General features: G+C 66.3%; 16 protein-coding genes. 2 read left to right on the top strand and 14 right to left on the bottom strand.

What is annotated here, in order from left to right:
- Nucleotides 1-7 precede the first annotated feature (7 nt).
- The 10 genes from IV501_RS02630 to IV501_RS02585 form a co-directional block, all read right to left on the bottom strand.
- Nucleotides 8-1,678: a ribonuclease E domain-containing protein gene (locus IV501_RS02630; protein WP_200554847.1), complete on the bottom strand. Its 1,671-nt coding sequence runs from the start codon at nt 1,676-1,678 to the stop codon at nt 8-10.
- Nucleotides 1,675-2,277, bottom strand: coding sequence for a nicotinate-nucleotide adenylyltransferase (nadD, locus tag IV501_RS02625; protein WP_200554846.1), 603 nt, complete (start codon nt 2,275-2,277; stop codon nt 1,675-1,677). The genes IV501_RS02630 and nadD overlap by 4 nt, the downstream gene beginning before the upstream one ends.
- A 14-nt stretch (nt 2,278-2,291) precedes the next feature.
- Nucleotides 2,292-2,483: a hypothetical protein gene (locus IV501_RS02620; RefSeq protein ID WP_307812143.1), complete on the bottom strand. Its 192-nt coding sequence runs from the start codon at nt 2,481-2,483 to the stop codon at nt 2,292-2,294.
- Between the two features lie 103 nt (nt 2,484-2,586).
- A complete protein-coding gene (locus IV501_RS02615) occupies nt 2,587-3,870 on the bottom strand; it encodes a glutamate-5-semialdehyde dehydrogenase (RefSeq protein WP_200554845.1) in 1,284 nt (427 codons plus the stop codon).
- A 112-nt stretch (nt 3,871-3,982) separates the two neighbouring features.
- Nucleotides 3,983-4,840: a nuclease-related domain-containing protein gene (locus IV501_RS02610; RefSeq protein ID WP_200554844.1), complete on the bottom strand. Its 858-nt coding sequence runs from the start codon at nt 4,838-4,840 to the stop codon at nt 3,983-3,985.
- A 307-nt stretch (nt 4,841-5,147) separates the two neighbouring features.
- Complete coding sequence (gene proB, locus IV501_RS02605; RefSeq protein ID WP_200554843.1) at nt 5,148-5,948, bottom strand: glutamate 5-kinase; 801 nt, start codon at nt 5,946-5,948, stop codon at nt 5,148-5,150.
- A 24-nt stretch (nt 5,949-5,972) separates the two neighbouring features.
- Nucleotides 5,973-7,523, bottom strand: coding sequence for a GTPase ObgE (gene obgE, locus IV501_RS02600; protein ID WP_200554842.1), 1,551 nt, complete (start codon nt 7,521-7,523; stop codon nt 5,973-5,975).
- 101 nt (nt 7,524-7,624) lie between these two features.
- Complete coding sequence (gene rpmA, locus IV501_RS02595) at nt 7,625-7,885, bottom strand: 50S ribosomal protein L27 (protein WP_200554841.1); 261 nt, start codon at nt 7,883-7,885, stop codon at nt 7,625-7,627.
- Between the two features lie 15 nt (nt 7,886-7,900).
- Nucleotides 7,901-8,209: a 50S ribosomal protein L21 gene (gene rplU, locus IV501_RS02590; RefSeq protein ID WP_200554840.1), complete on the bottom strand. Its 309-nt coding sequence runs from the start codon at nt 8,207-8,209 to the stop codon at nt 7,901-7,903.
- A gap of 203 nt (nt 8,210-8,412) precedes the next feature.
- Nucleotides 8,413-8,928: a hypothetical protein gene (locus IV501_RS02585; RefSeq protein ID WP_200554839.1), complete on the bottom strand. Its 516-nt coding sequence runs from the start codon at nt 8,926-8,928 to the stop codon at nt 8,413-8,415.
- A gap of 131 nt (nt 8,929-9,059) precedes the next feature.
- Between IV501_RS02585 and IV501_RS02580 the strand changes: the two genes are divergently transcribed.
- Nucleotides 9,060-9,332 (top strand): DUF4031 domain-containing protein, encoded by a 273-nt coding sequence (locus IV501_RS02580; RefSeq protein WP_200554838.1) that lies wholly within the window; start codon nt 9,060-9,062, stop codon nt 9,330-9,332.
- 15 nt (nt 9,333-9,347) lie between these two features.
- Here the strand turns inward: IV501_RS02580 and IV501_RS02575 are convergent, their stop codons facing one another.
- From IV501_RS02575 to IV501_RS02560, 4 genes are all read right to left on the bottom strand, one after another.
- A complete protein-coding gene (locus tag IV501_RS02575; protein WP_200554837.1) occupies nt 9,348-10,772 on the bottom strand; it encodes a hypothetical protein in 1,425 nt (474 codons plus the stop codon).
- Nucleotides 10,753-11,538 carry a TIGR03943 family putative permease subunit gene (locus IV501_RS02570; RefSeq protein WP_200554836.1) on the bottom strand — a complete coding sequence of 262 codons (786 nt, stop codon included), beginning with the start codon at nt 11,536-11,538 and terminating at the stop codon, nt 10,753-10,755. Before IV501_RS02570 ends, IV501_RS02575 begins: the two co-directional genes overlap by 20 nt.
- Nucleotides 11,531-12,523, bottom strand: a complete 993-nt coding sequence (locus tag IV501_RS02565; protein ID WP_200554835.1) for a permease — start codon at nt 12,521-12,523, stop codon at nt 11,531-11,533. Before IV501_RS02565 ends, IV501_RS02570 begins: the two co-directional genes overlap by 8 nt.
- Nucleotides 12,524-12,691: 168 nt before the next feature.
- Complete coding sequence (locus IV501_RS02560; protein ID WP_200554834.1) at nt 12,692-15,550, bottom strand: Rne/Rng family ribonuclease; 2,859 nt, start codon at nt 15,548-15,550, stop codon at nt 12,692-12,694.
- 356 nt (nt 15,551-15,906) lie between these two features.
- Here IV501_RS02560 and IV501_RS02555 point away from each other — a divergent pair, with 356 nt between their 5' ends.
- Nucleotides 15,907-16,905, top strand: a complete 999-nt coding sequence (locus IV501_RS02555; protein ID WP_307812142.1) for a vitamin K epoxide reductase family protein — start codon at nt 15,907-15,909, stop codon at nt 16,903-16,905.
- The last annotated feature ends 81 nt before the right edge of the window (nt 16,906-16,986 follow it).

Below are 16,986 nucleotides of genomic sequence, written 5' to 3'. Positions count from 1 at the left end.
ACAAGATCTAGAAGATCTTGAAAACCATTCCAGCGACGACGAGGGCGACGATTCCGACGACCAACGCGGCACCGATGATGCCGAAGATGATCGGCAGTCGCGAATTGCCCTTGGGTTTGCGGGCGTCCATGACGCCACGGGTGGAGGTGTGGGTGCTCACGGCGCGGATGGCGCGCACGGGGGCTGATTCGGGGTGCGCATCCTCGCGGTCGTCGGCGTCCAGCAGGGCGTCGACGTCGGAGTGGTCGTACCGGGCGGGGTGGGCGCCGGTTGCGCCCATGCTGCGAGGCAGGTCGATGGAGCCGGTGATCAGGATCTCGCCGGTAGCGCCGAGCGGGCGCAGCAATTCCTCCGAGGGGAGGGACGGGATGACCAGGGCATTGGTGGTGATTGCGCCGCTGGTCGCACCGATGTTGCGCGCGAGGGGCTGCTGCTGAAACTGCTCGTCGTCATCGATGCTGGCCTGGGTGGACCAGTGACCGACCGGCGGTACGAAGCTCCCGGTCTCGGTGCTCGGTTCTGCCGGCGATTCGGCTACCGGGGCTGACGCCGGAGTGATTACGGGCGCTGGCGCAACGGGTGCCTGATCAACGGGTTGTGGGGCGAGGCGAGCCTCCGCACTCGGCGCGGGCTGAGCAACGGCGCTTGCAGGAAGCTCAGGAGCCTTAGGAGCGACAGGAGCCTCGACGATCTCCGCGACGATGACCTCGTCGTCCTCGACAGCAGCCGTCTCGACCGGAGCCGACTGCCGACGGAAGCGGTCGCGCAGCCGCACCGGAGCGGCCGAAGCCTGCTCCTCGGCGGGGAGGTCGAGCAGGGAGAGCGACTCGCCGAGAACCAGGTTCTGGGCGGCCACGTCGGACGAGGATGTCGCGGGAGAGATCAGCGGATCTACTAGGGCTGGCGGAGCGACGGTCTCGACCACGTCGGCCTGGACCGGGGCGGTGGATGTCGGCGCGAGCAGGTCATCGAACGCCGCGGGCAGCTCGGCGGCAGCAATCGCCGAAGACTCGGCGGCCGGCGCGGCAACCGGAGCGAACTCGACCGGCGGGCGCACCAGGCCGCGCTGCTCGAGAGCGCGACGCTCGCGGCGGGTGAGCGGGACGACCGAGGTTTCCGCTGTGCCGGCGACGGGTGCGACCGGAACGATCGGGGGCATCACGACAGCTGTGGGCGATGCCGGAGGCGGGAACGCGGCTGACTGCGCGCGATTGTCGAGATCAGACGGGGTGACGGGCGGTGCCCATCCCGCCGATTCCGGCGCCGTCAAGCGCGGGCGCTGTTCCGGGCTGAAGTCACGCACTCGGTACGGGGTCTGCTCGGGGTTACCAGCCTCGGGCGTCTCGGCGGCGACGTCATCAACCGTTGCGGGGCCGACGGCGCGCTGCGCCCGACGCCCTCCGGCGACAGCGGGACGAGTCACCGCACTCTGGTCGACGGCGCGACCTGTGGCGTGGTCTGCTGACGCAGCATCCGTAGCAGCAGCATTGTCACCAGCGGTACCGGTGGCGTCACCGGCAGCGACATTTTCCGGCGTGGCGGCGCGACGAGCGTCGACATCCCAGCCCTCACGAGGGCGCGCGGAATCCACCTCGAGCTGTCCGTCGGCGGACCCGTTGCGTTCGTTCTGTCGAACCTGTCGCCTGCTCAGCGGCGGCTGATCTTGCCATGCTGTCATGTCGCACTCCGATACAAGTGGTGCTTGGAGATGTATTGAACAACGCCGTCGGGGACCAAATACCACACCGGGAATCCCCTGCTGACCCTGCTTCGGCAATCAGTAGAGGAGATTGCGAGGGCCGGCACCTCCAACAAGCTTACGTCGGTGGATGGTAAACCGGAAATACTCAGCTGATGTCCCGGCCTAGTCACAGCAACGAAGTGAGCAAGCGACCATAGCTCGCGAACGTCTTTCCAGTCCAAGATCTGGGCGATGGCGTCGGCACCAGAGATGAAGAAAAGCTCGGCGTCGGGGTGCAGGTCGCGCAGGTCGCGCAGGGTATCGATGGTGTACGTCGGGCCTGCCCGATCGATGTCGACCCGACTGACGTTGAAGCGCGGATTGGCGGCGGTGGCGATCACCGTCATCAGATAGCGATGCTCGCTTTCGGTGACACCGCTCTTTTGATACGGCGTTCCCGTGGGAACGAAGATGACCTCATCGAGGTCGAACGACTGGGCGACCTCGCTGGCCGCCACCAGGTGACCGTGGTGGATGGGGTCGAAGGTGCCGCCCATCACTCCGATTCGGGCGCGACGCTGCGCGGGCTCGGTCACGGAAGATGCCGTGGTCAGTGATCCGTCGTGTGGCCGCTGGCGTTGCCGCCGGTCTTCTCGCTGTGACGGTTTGCCACGTCGCGGAAGCTGTAGACGACGAAGCCGAGCACCGTGAACACCACGGCGGCGATGATCGGAAAGACCCAGTTGGGGAAGATGAGCGCGTGCGAGGTCTCCTCAGCAGCGCGAACGATCGTGCTCAGCACCGAAATCCACCAGTCCCAATCTTTGGATACTACGACTCAAAAAAATGTCTCGAGGCACAACGTCGCCGAGTACAACGCGACAATCTTACCAACGGGCACGGCGTCAGCCGCGCACCTGGCCGGCCCCTCGCACGATCCACTTCGTGCTGGTGAGCTCCGACAGGCCCATCGGACCGCGCGCGTGGAGCTTCTGGGTGGAGATGCCCACCTCGGCGCCGAACCCGAACTCGCCGCCGTCGGTGAAGCGGGTCGAGGCGTTGACCATCACCACGGCGGAGTCGACCTCGGCCAGAAAGCGCTCCGTGTTGGCGAGATCGTTGGTGACGATCGACTCGGTGTGCCCGGTCGAATAGGTGCGGATGTGCTCGAGCGCCTCGTCGAGTCCGGAGACGACCCGCACCGATAGATCGAGGCTCATATACTCGGTCGACCAGTCCTCTTCGGTGGCCGGTACGGCATCCGGGAACAGCGCACGGGTGCGCTCGTCGCCGTGAATCGTGACGCCGGATGACCGCAGCTCTCCCAGCACGGAGGGCAACAGTCGCTCGGCCGCCGCCTCGTGCACGAGCAGCGTCTCGAGCGCGTTGCAGACACTCGGGCGCTGGAGCTTGGCGTTCGCGACGATGTCCACCGCCCACTGCGGATTCGCCGACTCGTCGAGAAAGACGTGCACCACACCGGCTCCGGTTTCGATCACGGGAACCGTCGATTCGGCGACGACGGTGCTGATGAGCTCGGCGCTTCCGCGCGGGATGAGCACGTCGACGTAGCCGCGGGCCTGCATCAGTTGATGCGCTCCGTCTCGACCGAACTCATCGATGGTCTGCACCGACTCCCCCGGCAGACCGACGCGTGCGAGAGACTCCTGAATCAGCTCGACCAGTACGCGGTTGGTATTCTGGGCCGCGCTGCCGCCGCGCAGCACGACGGCGTTGCCGCTCTTCAGCGCCAGCGCCGCGATGTCGATGGTGACGTTCGGGCGGGCCTCGTAGATGACGCCCACGACGCCGAAGGGAACCCGCACCTCGCTGAGCTTCAGGCCGTTCGGCAAGCTCTGACCACGCACGTTCTCGCCCACCGGGTCGGCCAGCGCGGCGATCTGTCGAACGGCGTCGGCGAGGGCGGTCAAGCGGGTCTGATCGAGTCGGAGGCGGTCTTGGAGGCCGTCACTCAGACCGTTCTCGCGTCCATTCGCCAGGTCGAGATCGTTGGCCGGGATGATGCGGCCCGCGTTCGCCTCAACGGCATCGGCGATTGCGGCCAGGGCGCGGTTCTTGAGGTCGGTGGTTGCGGTGGCGAGCGTGCGGGAGGCGACCCTGGCGTCGTCGAGCACAGCGAGCAGCGTATTTTGCGTGCGCGAAGGCGCGACGACGGCGATCTCAGGCATGCAGCGATTGTACGCGCGCCCAGATCGCGACGGTCAGCCGGTCAGCCGGTCAGCTGGTCAGCCACGGTCAGCCGGGCAGCCGGTCAGCCGGTCAGCGTGTCAGCTCAGCCGGTCAGCTGAAGGCGACCAGCGTCGCGTGACCGAGAGCCACCGCGATCAGCGCGGCGGCCGCGGCCGTGCCGAGCAGAGCGGACTTCCAGACGCGACGACGGCGAGCCGCGGCATCCACTTGCTGACGCAATGCGCGGAAGGCGTCGCTCGGCTCCTCGGTCGGGTCGCCGCTCGGCATCTCGCTCGTTGTTTCTTTCGACACCGCTTCTTTCGACACCGGGGCGGCCAGCCAGGTCTGGGGGTCTTCGGCGACCAGGGAGAAGTACGCGCTGACCCGACTGGAGAGGCGGCGGTGGCGAGTCAGCAACCATCTGCTCAGCTCGATCGGTGCGACCACGGCGACGATAGGACTCTCACTGATGAACCGCAGCTCCTTCGCGCGGATGACGACCACCGGGATGACGGGTACGGCCACGCCCGCCAAGTCGCTGAGGTGTCGTGCGGCGAGCTCGGCAACATAGTGCGCGTCACGCAGATGGTCGGTGCGGTCGCCGTCGGCGGAGACCGACAGGTCGTCGACCCGCACCCTCACGCCGCGGAGGTCGAGGGACGTGATCGCGTAGACACCGCGTGGGCCCACCGCGAGATGGTCGATGACCGACCCGTCGAGAAGCCGGAGCGAGTGCAGCATGGTCCAGTCCGCGCCGAAGCGGCCCAGGATCGCGGCGACCCGGTGTTCTGCGATGGCCTTGCGGAAAGAAGCGACGGCGTCGGGATGCAGCGGGCTCGCGCCGAACATCCGCCCGACCCTGCCGCGCTCGCGTGTCGGCACCGCGAGACACGCGGTGCTGGCGTCGAACGCCGGAATCCTCGTGCGGAGCGCCGAACCGTCTGCCGCGCGCGTCACTACCTGTGCCATTGCTCCCCCGAGCCTCGTGCTGCCTCGTGCTGATAGCTCCCCCGAGCTTCTCCACTCTGACGCTACGGCGGTCGTCGCGGGGAACCCAGTCCCCAGAACGGGGAACGTCGGGCAGGTTGCTCCGTTCGCAAACAGGATGAGATCGTCGAATCGTCCGTCAACAGGATGGATTCGGCACTAACGGCGGGCCCATCCTGTTGACTGCACCGCGCGCCATCTTGACACTTCGTCGGTTGGTCTCGATAGGCGGACGCCGTAGACGGCGTGCGCTACTCGACCGGCGGGTGGGCGCCGTAGACGGCGTGCGCTACTCGACCGGCGGGTGGGCTGCGGCGAACCAGGTGCCGAGGTCGGCACCGTCGAGCGCCTCCGCGACCTGCGAAGTGGATGCCAGCAGCACGGCGGTTCCGGATGACGCGGCGAGCCGGGCTGCCGCCACCTTGGTGCCCGCTCCCCCGGTTCCGACGCCGGCGGCGCCGATGTCACCGAACTCGATGCCCGACAGATCCTCGTCGAAGGCGACGTGATCGATGCGGCGGGCACCCGGCAACTGGGGTGGTCGTGTGTATAGCGCGTCGACATCCGACAGCAGCACGAGCAGGTCGGCGTGGACCAGCTGCGAGACGAGGGCCGCGAGGCGGTCGTTGTCGCCGAACCGGATCTCGTGCGTGGCGACCGTGTCGTTCTCGTTCACGATCGGCAGGATGCGCAGGTCGAGCAACCGCTCCATCGCGCGCTGTGCATTGCCGCGGTGGGTGGGGTTCTCGAGGTCACCGGCGGTGAGCAAGACCTGGGCCGCGACGATCCCAAACCGACGCATGCTCTCTTGATAGCGGTAGATGAGCAGGTTCTGCCCAACCGCCGCCGCCGCCTGCTGGGTGGCGAGGTCGGTAGGGCGGGAGTCGAGCTTGAGGTAGGGCATCCCCGTGGCGATCGCGCCGGATGACACCAGAATCACCTCGCAGCCGCGCGCGTGCGCGGCGGCGAGGGCGTCGACGAGAGGCGCGATCTGCCCCGTGTTGGCGCCACTGATAGAGGATGACCCCACCTTGACGACGATGCGGCGGGCCGAGGTGATCTCGGCCCTGGACGTAATCGGTTCAGTCATGCGCCAGTTCAGTCATTTGCGTGTTCAGTCAGCGCTGGGAGCGTCAGCCGCGGCATCCGTGTCAGCGTTCACCACGGCGAAGCCCTCGTCGTCTTGCCACAGCCCGGCCTCGCGCTCGCGCTCCAGCTCGGCACGGGCCTCGGCCTTCGCATCCATGCGGTCGAGGTACTCCTGGCGACGGGTCTTGCTCGTCGGGCGATCGTTCTGCAGCAGACGCGGGTCAGTACCGCGCGGAGCGGCAATGAGCTCCGCGGTAGAGGTGAGCGTCGGCTCCCAGTCGAACTCGACCGGACCGATAATGACCGTCGAACCGCCGACCGCGCCGGCCTTGAACAGCGCGTCCTCCACGCCGCCCTTGGCGAGACGCTCGGCGAGATAGCCGATCGCCTCTTCGTTGCTGAAGTTGGTCTGAGCGACCCAGCGCTCGGGCTTGCCGCCGACGACGCGGTACACGTTGCCGCCGGAACCGCCTTCGACACGCACGACGAAACCGGCGTCGTTCTGGGCACGCGGGCGCAGCACGATGCGCGGAGCCACCGGGATGGCGGCGAGCTCGATCCGGTGCTTCTCGACCAGCTCGGCAAGAGCGTACGAGAGCTCGCGCAGCCCCTCACGGCTCACCGCAGAGATCTCGAACACGCGGTAGCCGCGCGCTTCGAGGTCGGGGCGAACGAGGTCGGCGAGGTCGCGCCCCTCGGGAACATCGACCTTGTTGAGAGCGATGAGCTGGGGGCGGTCGAGCAGCGGCAGCTGACCCTCCGGCACAGGGTATGCCGCGAGCTCGCCCAGGATGACGTCGAGGTCGCTCAGCGGGTCGCGCCCGGGTTCGAGCGTGGCGCAGTCCAGCACGTGCAGCAGTGCGGAGCAGCGCTCGACATGGCGGAGGAATTCGAGGCCGAGGCCCTTTCCCTCGCTAGCGCCCTCGATGAGGCCGGGGACATCCGCCACTGTGTAGCGAACCTCGCCCGCCTGAACGACGCCGAGGTTGGGGTGCAGGGTGGTGAAGGGGTAGTCGGCGATCTTGGGCTTGGCCGCGGAGACCGCAGCGACCAGGCTCGACTTGCCCGCCGAGGGGTAACCGACGAGCGCAACATCCGCCACGACTTTGAGCTCGAGGTAGACATCGCCATCGATGCCCGGCGTACCGAGCAGTGCGAAGCCCGGCGCTTTGCGCTTGGTCGAGGCGAGAGCGGCGTTGCCGAGCCCGCCCTGGCCACCTGCCGCGGCGAGGTAGCGCATGCCGGGCTCGGCGAAATCGATGAGCTCATTGCCCTCGGCGTCTTTGACCACGGTTCCGACCGGAACCGCCAGTTCGACGGCCTCGCCGTTGAAACCGTTGCGGTGGTCACCCATACCGGGGCCGCCCTTGTCGGACTTGCGGTGCGGGGCGCGGTGGAAGCCGAGGAGCGTGGTGACGGAGCTGTCGCTGACGAGGAAGATGTCGCCACCGTTTCCGCCATTGCCGCCGTCGGGGCCGGCGAGAGGTTTGAACTTCTCGCGCTTGACCGAGACGCAACCGTCGCCGCCGTCGCCCGCCTTGAGGTGGAGCGTTACCTGGTCAACGAAGGTAGCCACAACGCATCCCTTCGTTTTGTCGTGCCTGGAACTGGGGTTAAAAGGTGAAAGCGAGCCGAAGCTCGCTCCACCGGGTGTCGGCTGTGCGCCGACGACGAGTGTTACTCGGCTGCTGCCGCGACGATGTTGATGACCTTGCGGCCACCCTTCGCGCCGAACTCGACCGAACCCGCCGCGAGAGCGAACAGCGTGTCGTCGCCGCCACGGCCGACGTTGACGCCGGGGTGGAAGTGCGTGCCGCGCTGGCGGACGATGATCTCGCCGGCGCCGACGACCTGGCCGCCGAAGCGCTTCACGCCGAGGCGCTGAGCGTTGGAATCGCGACCGTTACGGGTGGAGCTTGCGCCCTTTTTGTGTGCCATTAGTCAGCTCCTCGACTACTTGATGCTGGTGATCTTGAGACGGGTGAGCTCCTGGCGGTGGCCCTGGCGCTTCTTGTACCCGGTCTTGTTCTTGAACTTCTGGATGACGATCTTCGGGCCACGCAGGTCTCCGACGACCTCAGCGGTCACGGTGATCTTCGCGAGTGCCGAAGCCTCGTGGGTGATCTTGTCACCATCGACGAACAGCACGGGAGCGAGCTCGACGTTGCCGTTCTTGTCTGCCTTGATGCGGTCAAGGACGACGATCGTTCCGACCTCGACCTTTTCCTGCCGACCGCCGGCGCGCACAACTGCGTAAACCACTTGTAACCCTAACTATGTGACCGGAGGAGATTCCGGAAGAAGTCCTGGCGTGCAGATTTGCGGGCTCAGCCCAGCGCACACCAAGGGTCAACAATACTCGATCACCGACCACCCGGTCAAACTCGGGTCGCGCCTCACTCACGCTTCTTCGAGGGTACCCGATATTCGAGGTGCTTCAGCCCGTCGCGCGCACTCGAGGCGCCCTAGATCGAGCGACGGCGCAGGTACAACCAGAGAAGCACGACGCCCAAGATGACCAGTGGAAAGCTTGTGATTGCGATGTTCAGCGCGAAGGTAACGGAATAGAACGGGTTAACGCCGGGCACGCGACCCATCAGGGAGTAATTCGGTGCCTGGACGATCTGCATCGCAAGCTGGACGACAAATAACAGGATGCCGCCCCCGAGCGCCGCGATCGCCCCGGTGCCAATGACCCGCTGGATGCTCGATCTCGCGACGGCGGGACGAACCAACCACAACGTCAACAGGATCCCGACCGCGAAGGGAAGTCGCGCGAATGCGATCTCACCGAATACCGACAGCAAGGTCAACCCGAAGACGCCGCCAGAGTCCGTGTACAGTCCGAAGTTCGCTACCGTGCTGGCGATCAGTTCCGCGGCGTGGACCACGAGCACTCCCCCGGAGACCACAGCCGCCCCCTTCAGAAGTTCGGGAGCACCCCGGCGCTCGGATTCGATCTGCTCAGACGTCGGCGTCATGGCTCAGTTCCTTTCAGGTCGCACTCGAATTATCCTCGCCTCGACCCGGTACGCACCGTGCCCCGCGCCACAGCCAACTAGCATGTCCTTTCAGCATTCTCGTCTTTCAGCATTCTCGCGAACGGGACCCTATGATCTTGATCGACCAGCCCCGGTGGCCCGCCCACGGCACGCTCTGGTCGCACCTCGTCAGCGACTCCTCGCTCGACGAACTGCACGCATTCGCCGAGGCCATGGGCATTCCCCGCCGCGGCTTCGACCTCGATCACTACGACGTTCCCGAGGCGCGCTACAGCGAGCTCGTGGCCGCCGGTGCGGAGCCGGTCACGATGCGCCAGCTGGTGGAGCGACTGCGGTCCAGCGGCCTGAGGGTGAGCCAGAGGGAGCGCCGCGGCATCCGCTGAGCAGGGCGCCACAGGTCACCAGGTGACGTCGAACCCGTCGACGCTGCGCACGATGGTGCCGGTCGCCACATCGACGAAGATCGTGCTGACGGAGGTCGCCCGCGGTTCGTGCGCATAGCCGTCACTGACGCTGGTGGCGAAGTCTGGCACGGTCGTGATGGCGACATACTGTCCGTTGGGTGAGACGTGGAAGTCGTCGATGCTCCCGCTGTACTGCGCTCCGCCGAACAGGATGCGGGTGGTGGCCGCGCCCCGCTGGTAGAGCAGATAGCTCACATAGGCGCCGGTCTGCGGGTCGGGAACGACCGCCTGTTGGATCGACGTCGTCTGGCCGCCCGCGTCTGACAGCAGCTGCATGGCTCCGCCGAAGGTCTGGTTGCCCCCCACTTCGTGGGTGTACAGGCGCGTTTCGTGCAGATCTTTGAGGCGCAGCGCGATGCGGCTGAGCGGGTCGGCCACGACGATCGCGCTACCGTCGGGAGATTGCGTCTCCAGCGCGGAGAAATTGCCGAGCGGTGTCGATACTTTCGGGTCTTTCGGGTCGACGAGCAGAACGGACTGGTCGACGGCTTGAGCGACGATGGAACTGCTGCCGTTGAGGAAGAACCAGTCGAGAATCTGCAGCGGCTGGCCGTCGAGGCCCAGCAGTGGCGTGACGAGGTGTGTGCCGGTGAGATCGACCGTCATCAGTTCGTCGGGCTGATCGGCGCTGCCGAAGGTGAACCCGATGCGGGTGCCGTCTGGCGATGCCTGCAGATTCTCGATCACGCCCGACCGAGGCAGGGAGATGTGCTCGACCGCTGCGTCGTTACCGATCGACACGAGATCCAGTCGATCGGTTCCGTCGTCGGCGATCGTCACCACCGCGATCAGACGCGAGAAGACCACGAACTCCTGGATGTGCCGGGCCGAGTACACCGTGTCGCTCGCACTACCCCGAAGACCGGTTCGCACGATGGAGTCGAGCCCATCCGACGCCTTTCCGGGGTCGGCGCGGTCGAGGAAGTAGAGGCTCGCCGCCGCCGTGGTGAACCGATAGCTGAAGGTCGCGCGCTGGTTCTGATAGCTGCTGTGCACCCCGTCGATACTGACCGAATACCGCGTTGCGTAGTCGAGCCGCTGGTCGAACTGCACCGCTATCACCTGACCGGTGTTGGTCACCGTGACCGGGGTTGCGGGCGTGACGACGACCTGCTTGGGGGTGACCTTGGCCAGATTCTGGTTGGCGAACAACCGCAGCTGCTGGCCGGCCTGCGACGTGACGAGGGTGCGATCGACGGTGGCGCTCGACAGCTTCGGGCCTCGAAGCGTGTTCAGCACCAGGAACGCCCCGCACAGAATGGCGAGCACGACGACTGTCGCGATGATGCCGCGTACGTACCGGCGGTGCTGCACCTGATCTGGGCCAGCCGCGTGTGGGTCAGTAGAGGTAGGGATCACTGGGCTGTTCGGTCTTCGCGGTTGAGGTGGGAATGAGCACGACGGTCTGGCTGCTGCTGCGGCTCGGATTGGTGCTGAAGTCACCCTTCACCCGCACCCAGGAATCGGCCGCGAAGCCGTTCTTCCAGTTCGGGAGGTACACGGGGACGCCCACCGGCTGCGCGTCGACGGCGCAGCAGGTGATGACGAAGCGCGAGACATAGAAGACGTTGTCTGGGTCTGTCTTGTCTGCGCTCACGAAGCCCACGACATCCGCCGGCTTATTCGCGTAGAAGCCGGGGTCGCTGGTCTGGCGCAGCAGCGAGGCCCAGTCGGCCACCGAGAACCCCGCCGATGCGCCGGTGGGAGCGGATGCTGCGGAGCCCACGCTCTTCGACGTGCTGCTCAACTGGCTCGCGTTGATCACTCGCTGGTCGGCCGTAGCGGTGGTGAGCGTCGCCGGTGGAACCACCACGAGCGCGACGGCGATGACGAGCGTGACGACACTGCCGATGACCGAGAGCACTCGACCGCCCCCCGTGGGCTCGTGCTCCTCGTGATCGTGGTCGGGTCGACTGACGAAGCTGCCGATCACCAGTGCCAGCCCGAATAGCGCCATGATGACCGTGAAGACGATGTAGCGCGGGTGGATGTAGAGGATCAGCTGGTTGGTTACCGCGAGCCAGATCGTGGAGACCAGTGCGGCCACGACCAGCACGACGCCCTGCCAGCGCTGGATCGCCGGCCAGCGACGAGCGCGATCTCGCCCGTGAGTGTGTCTAGGCAATGTAATTCACGACCAATCCGATCAGCGCGGAGAGCAACCCGACGACGACGGTGAGGATGACGAGCACCCGCACCCGGAACGTCGTGCGCATGAGGGTGAGCATCTTGATGTCGATGAGCGGGCCGAACACCAGGAACGCCGTGATGGAACCCGGCATGAACGTGTTCGCGAACGGAAGGATGAAGAAGGAGTCGACGTTCGAGCAGACCGAGATGACGAAGGCCAGGGCCATCATGGCGAGGATCGACCAGACTGGATTGCTGCCGAGCCCGAGAAGCACGGCGCGCGGCACAGCCACCTGCACGAGCCCGGCGACGAGCGAGCCGATGAACAGCGCCGGCATGATCGTCCCGGCCTCGTGGGTGAAGAGTTCGATGCTCTTCTTCCACCGGCCACGCATCCAACCATCAGTGCCGTGATGATGGTCATCGGGCATGGCGCACTCCGCGGCGAACCGGTCGGTCATCAGGCTGTCCTGATCCGGATGACGCGAGAACAGCCAGCCGACGACGTTGGCCACGACGAATCCTCCGATGACGCGCCAGAGGAAGATCGGGCTGTCGAAACCGAAGGCCTGTCCGGTGGTCACGATGGTGATCGGGTTGAGAATAGGTGCCGCGAGCAGGAACGTCATCGACTCCGAGACGCTGAACCCCTTGATCATCAGCCCGCGGGCCAGAGGCACATTTCCGCACTCACAGACCGGCAACAGGATGCCGATGAACGAGATCACCGCTCGCCGCGCCCACGGATTGCGCGGCAACACCTTCACGATCCAGCGGTCGGGAATCCAGACCTGCACCAGGATCGACAGCAGGATGCCCAGAATCACGAAGGGCAGCGACTCGATGATGACGCTGATGCTCAGCGTGAGCAGGTCTTGCACCTGGTTCGGCAGTGACCATGGGCCGAAGGCCGGCGTCACTGCCCGAATGGCGAAGACCAGCAGGATGCCGACCCCGCCGATCGTGAGGGCGACCGGCATCGGGATGCGCGCGCCTCGCGACGCCTGTGCTGACGAAGAAGGGCCAGACGAAGAAGGGCCAGACGACGAACTGCCTGACGAAGAACGGCGGGTGGGCCCGGACTGCTCGCGTCGCCGCTCTGCTACCCGTGTACCCACCCGCCACATACTACGTGGGCGTTGCTGCGATTAGCCTTCGGACGTGCCGTCGGTCGAGGTGCGCACAGTTCCGGCACTGGATGCCCGGCGCGAGGTGCGCGAACGACCCTGCCCTGGCTGCTTGGGCTCCGGGAGTGCATCCAACACGGAGTCGAGGATCTGCTCGGCATCGTGGGTGGAGATGCGGCGCGGCTGGCGCTGCGCCTTCTGCACCGGGATGTCGAGGATAGCGACCGCTGCTTCCGCCGCAGCGACGCTCGCCTGCTCGACGACGTTGGGCTGTTCGGTGACGTTGGGCTGTTCGGTGACACTGGGCTGCCCTGCGTCACGGGCCTGCTCGGCGGGAGCCTTGTCGACGGCAGGAGCCGCGACATCCGGAGTCTTCTGTGCAGCGGGCTGCTGCTCAGCGGGCTGCTGCTCCGCTGACTTCTGCGCTGCGGGCTTCTGCACGGGGATGGATGCCGTGACGGGGGCGTCGTGGATCGTCGACGCGGCGATCTGGGCGAGGGCGTTCTTCACGTCGTCGGTGATGGCGTGGGTGCCGCCACCGGCCGGAGCCTTCTGGCCGCCGCCACCGGCGTTGTTTCCGCCGCCGTTGCCGCCGTTGTTTCCGCCGTTGTTGTTGTTGTTGCCGTTGTTGCCGCCGTTGCCGTTGTTGCCGCCACCGTTGCCGCCGCGGCCGCCGCGGCTGCGACGCACCTCGGGCTGCACCGACTGGCGGTGCTTGGTCACGGGGTCGTGGTGCACGATGATTCCGCGGCCGGCACAGACCTCACAGGCCTCCGAGAACGACTCGATCAGGCCGAGGCCGAGCTTCTTGCGGGTCATCTGCACGAGGCCCAGGCTGGTGACCTCGGCGACCTGGTGCTTGGTCCGGTCGCGGCTGAGACTTTCGACCAGTCGACGCAGTACGAGGTCGCGGTTCGACTCCAGCACCATGTCGATGAAGTCGACGACGATGATGCCGCCGATGTCGCGCAGACGCAGCTGGCGAACGATCTCCTCGGCCGCCTCCAGGTTGTTCTTGGTGACGGTCTCCTCGAGGTTTCCCCCCGAGCCGACGAACTTGCCGGTGTTGACGTCGACCACGGTCATGGCCTCGGTGCGGTCGATGACGAGCGAGCCGCCGGAGGGCAGCCAGACCTTGCGGTCGAGAGCCTTCTCGATCTGCTCGCTGATGCGGTACTCGTCGAAGGAGTCGGCCGTGCCGTCGTAAGTCGTGACGCGGTCGACCAGGTCGGGCGCCACCTGCTTCAGGTACGTCGAGATCGTGGCTTCGGCATCTGCGCCATCGATGATCAGGGAGTCGAAGTCTTCGTTGAAGACGTCGCGCACGATCTTGACCAGCAGATCGGGCTCGCTGTGCAGCAGCGCGGGCGCCTGCACGTGCTCGAGCGTCTCGCTGATGGCAGCCCACTGCGCGGTCAGACGGTTCACGTCGAGGGTGAGCTGCTCTTCGGTCGCACCCTCGGCCGCGGTGCGGACGATGACGCCGACGTTGTCGGGCAGCACCTCTTTGAGGATCTTCTTGAGACGCGCGCGCTCGGTGTCTGGCAGCTTGCGGCTGATGCCGTTCATCGAGCCATTCGGCACGTAGACGAGATAGCGACCGGGCAGCGACACCTGGCTGGTGAGCCGGGCACCCTTGTGACCGACCGGGTCTTTCGTGACCTGAACCAGCACCTTGTCGCCCGGCTTTAGCGCCAGCTCGATGCGGCGTGCCTGGCTCTTGCCCTCGGCGGAGTTCTCGGCGGCGGCATCCCAGTCGACCTCGCCGGAGTAGAGCACGGCGTTGCGGCCCCGTCCGATGTCGACGAAGGCGGCCTCCATGCTCGGGAGCACGTTCTGCACACGACCGAGGTAGACGTTGCCGATCAGGCTGGCGTCGGCGGCCTTCGCCACGTAGTGCTCCACCAGCACGCCGTCTTCGAGCACGCCGATCTGGATGCGGTCGAACTTCGACCGCACGACCATCTTGCGGTCGACGCTCTCGCGGCGGGCCAGGAACTCGGCCTCGGTGATCACCGGGCGGCGACGTCCGGCGTCACGACCATCGCGGCGGCGCTGCTTCTTCGCCTCGAGGCGGGTCGAGCCACGCACCTTGGTCGGCTCGTTGCTGAGCTCCGGCTGCGGGCGCGGCGTGCGTACCTTTACGACGGTGTTAGCGGGCTGGTTGTTGCCATTGCCGTTGCCGCCGTTGTCGCGGTCCTCGTCGCCGGCGCGGCGACGCGAGCGGCGGCGCAGGGTGCCCGGCTCCTCGTCGTCGCGGTCATCGCGGTCGTCACGATCATCGATCGGGCCGCGGTTCGCGCGCGGCGGAAGCACCGGGATGTCCGGCGCCTGGAAGATCAGAGAGGTCGTCGGGCGAGCGAGGGCCTGCTTCGCGGGCTTCTGGTCGTCGTCGGCATCGGCCTCGGTGTCGGCCTCGAGTGAATTGGAACCAGCGGCGGTGGCCTTGGCCACTGCCGGCTTGCGGGTGCGGGTTCTGACCGCGGGCTTCTCGTCGCCCGCTGCGTCTGTACCTGGCGCGTCCGCGTTCGCCCTGGGGGCGCTACGACGCGCCGGTGCACGCTTGGCGGTGGCGGCGTCGGCCGCGATCGCCGCGGTGTCGGTGGTGTCGCTAGTGACGGAGGCCGCGGCATCCGTCACCGGCTCGGCAGCTGGCGTCGTAACCGGCGCTGCTGTCTCGATCGGCACAACTGTCTCGATCGGCGCGGCCGTCTCGACCGGCGCTGCCGGGGTCTGCTCGACGACCGGCGGCGCGGTCTGCGTCACCGGTGCCTGGGCTGCGGCGGCGGCCTTTCGACCCCGACCGAAGAGGCGACCGCGTCGCTTCACCTCGGTGGGTTCGGTTGATCCGTCATTGTTCTGTGAATTTGTCTCCACCATCGCTGGTGCACTCCTAGCCCGGAATGAGTGGCCGCGCCGCCCACCGGGTACTCTCTCTCGCGACTTCCTGCTGCGCAGGTCCCCGCTAATCCTTGACGTTCCGTGACCGGCTCCGGCCTGAATCGGCTCGGGCTCTGGTCACGTTCGTTGCTGTCACGTTCATGTACTGTCACTACTCGCAACTGGCTATGCGACACGTTCTCGATAGCGGTGCGTTCGCACCGTTCCTGCGTGGCCCGGGTTGGTGCCCGGTAAGCATTCTCTGGCGTCACATCGGGCGCGGCCCGGGTGACTACACCAAATTATCGCACGCATTGCCCAGGACCCCGCATTTCGCCCATGCAATAATCGCGAGGGTGCCAACCGAGACCGCGATCCGTGCCCCGAGAACCGCCGCGATCAGCCTGACAATGCTCGGGGGTGTCGGGGTTCTGTCCTCGTTCCTCAGCGTGATCCTCGCCTTCACGGGAATCGAGGCTGCCGGCACAGGTGTCAAGCTCATCGGCGCCGACAACGAACTCGGCTACCCCTCATCGGCTTTCGCGCTGGTGCTGTTCGCCGCCATGCTGGCGCTCGGCGTGGCGCAGCTCGCCGGCGCGGAGCTCAGGCCCGGGTGGTGGCTGGCGATCACGCCGCTGGCGGCGCTCGGAGCGGTGTTCGAGCTCTGGGTGATCTACTTGGCGATCTGGCGCTCCTCGGTCACGCCGTTCTTCGTCATTCAGGTGCTGGTGTTCATCGCGATCTTCGCGTTCGGTGTGCGACGCCTTCCGCGCACCGGCAACGCCACCGCGCTCGGCATCTGGTTGGTGCTTGCTTCCAGTTCCGGTTTCTTCGCCGCGATCCGCCTGGTCACCGACAAGGTCGGCACCTTCGTTTCTCCCGATGTCGCGCCGAGCTGCAACGTCAGCGTCCTCGTGCAATGCGGCAAAAACCTTTCCTCTCCCGAGGGATCGGTCTTCGGGTTTCCGAACCCGCTGATCGGCGTCGGCGGGTGGATCGCCGTGCTGCTGGTGGGGGTGATGGTGCTCGCCGGCCTGAAATTCGCGCGCTGGTTCTGGATCGCCTTCAACCTCGGGATGCTCGGAGCCCTTGTCTTCATCATCTGGCTGATCAATCAGAGCATCTTCCACCTCGGCACGCTGTGCCCGTGGTGCATGACTACCTGGGTGGCGGTCATCCCGACCTTCCTTCTGGTGACCTTCTTCAATCTGAAAGAGGGCAGGTTCGGCGGATCTGCCCGGGCGCGCAGCATCGGTTCGTCGCTGTACAGCTTCGTGCCACTGATCTCGCTGCTCTGCTTCGTGGTCATCTTCCTGCTCGCCCAGGTGCAGTTGGATGTCATCACCCGCATCTAGGCGACCGGCGGGCTTTGCGCAGCCATCCTCAAGAATTCGTCCGCTAGCCTCGCAAGAGATTTCCGTCAACCGAGAGAACTA

The sequence above is a fragment of the Lacisediminihabitans changchengi genome, from assembly GCF_016634425.1.
GTDB lineage: Bacteria > Actinomycetota > Actinomycetes > Actinomycetales > Microbacteriaceae > Lacisediminihabitans > Lacisediminihabitans changchengi.
Note: the sequence above shows the minus strand (reverse complement) of the source record. Positions and strands in the feature narration are given on the sequence as shown.

Bases quoted from the DNA above. Each gene is read 5' to 3' on its own strand.
- IV501_RS02630 (WP_200554847.1), bottom strand. From the start codon at position 1,678: ATGACAGCATGGCAAGATCAGCCGCCGCTGAGCAGGCGACAGGTTCGA.
- IV501_RS02615 (WP_200554845.1), bottom strand. From the start codon at position 3,870: ATGCCTGAGATCGCCGTCGTCGCGCCTTCGCGCACGCAAAATACGCTG.
- IV501_RS02610 (WP_200554844.1), bottom strand. From the start codon at position 4,840: ATGGCACAGGTAGTGACGCGCGCGGCAGACGGTTCGGCGCTCCGCACG.
- proB (WP_200554843.1), bottom strand. From the start codon at position 5,948: ATGACTGAACCGATTACGTCCAGGGCCGAGATCACCTCGGCCCGCCGC.
- rpmA (WP_200554841.1), bottom strand. From the start codon at position 7,885: ATGGCACACAAAAAGGGCGCAAGCTCCACCCGTAACGGTCGCGATTCC.
- IV501_RS02585 (WP_200554839.1), bottom strand. From the start codon at position 8,928: ATGACGCCGACGTCTGAGCAGATCGAATCCGAGCGCCGGGGTGCTCCC.
- IV501_RS02580 (WP_200554838.1), top strand. From the start codon at position 9,060: ATGATCTTGATCGACCAGCCCCGGTGGCCCGCCCACGGCACGCTCTGG.
- IV501_RS02565 (WP_200554835.1), bottom strand. From the start codon at position 12,523: ATGCCGGTCGCCCTCACGATCGGCGGGGTCGGCATCCTGCTGGTCTTC.
- IV501_RS02560 (WP_200554834.1), bottom strand. From the start codon at position 15,550: ATGGTGGAGACAAATTCACAGAACAATGACGGATCAACCGAACCCACC.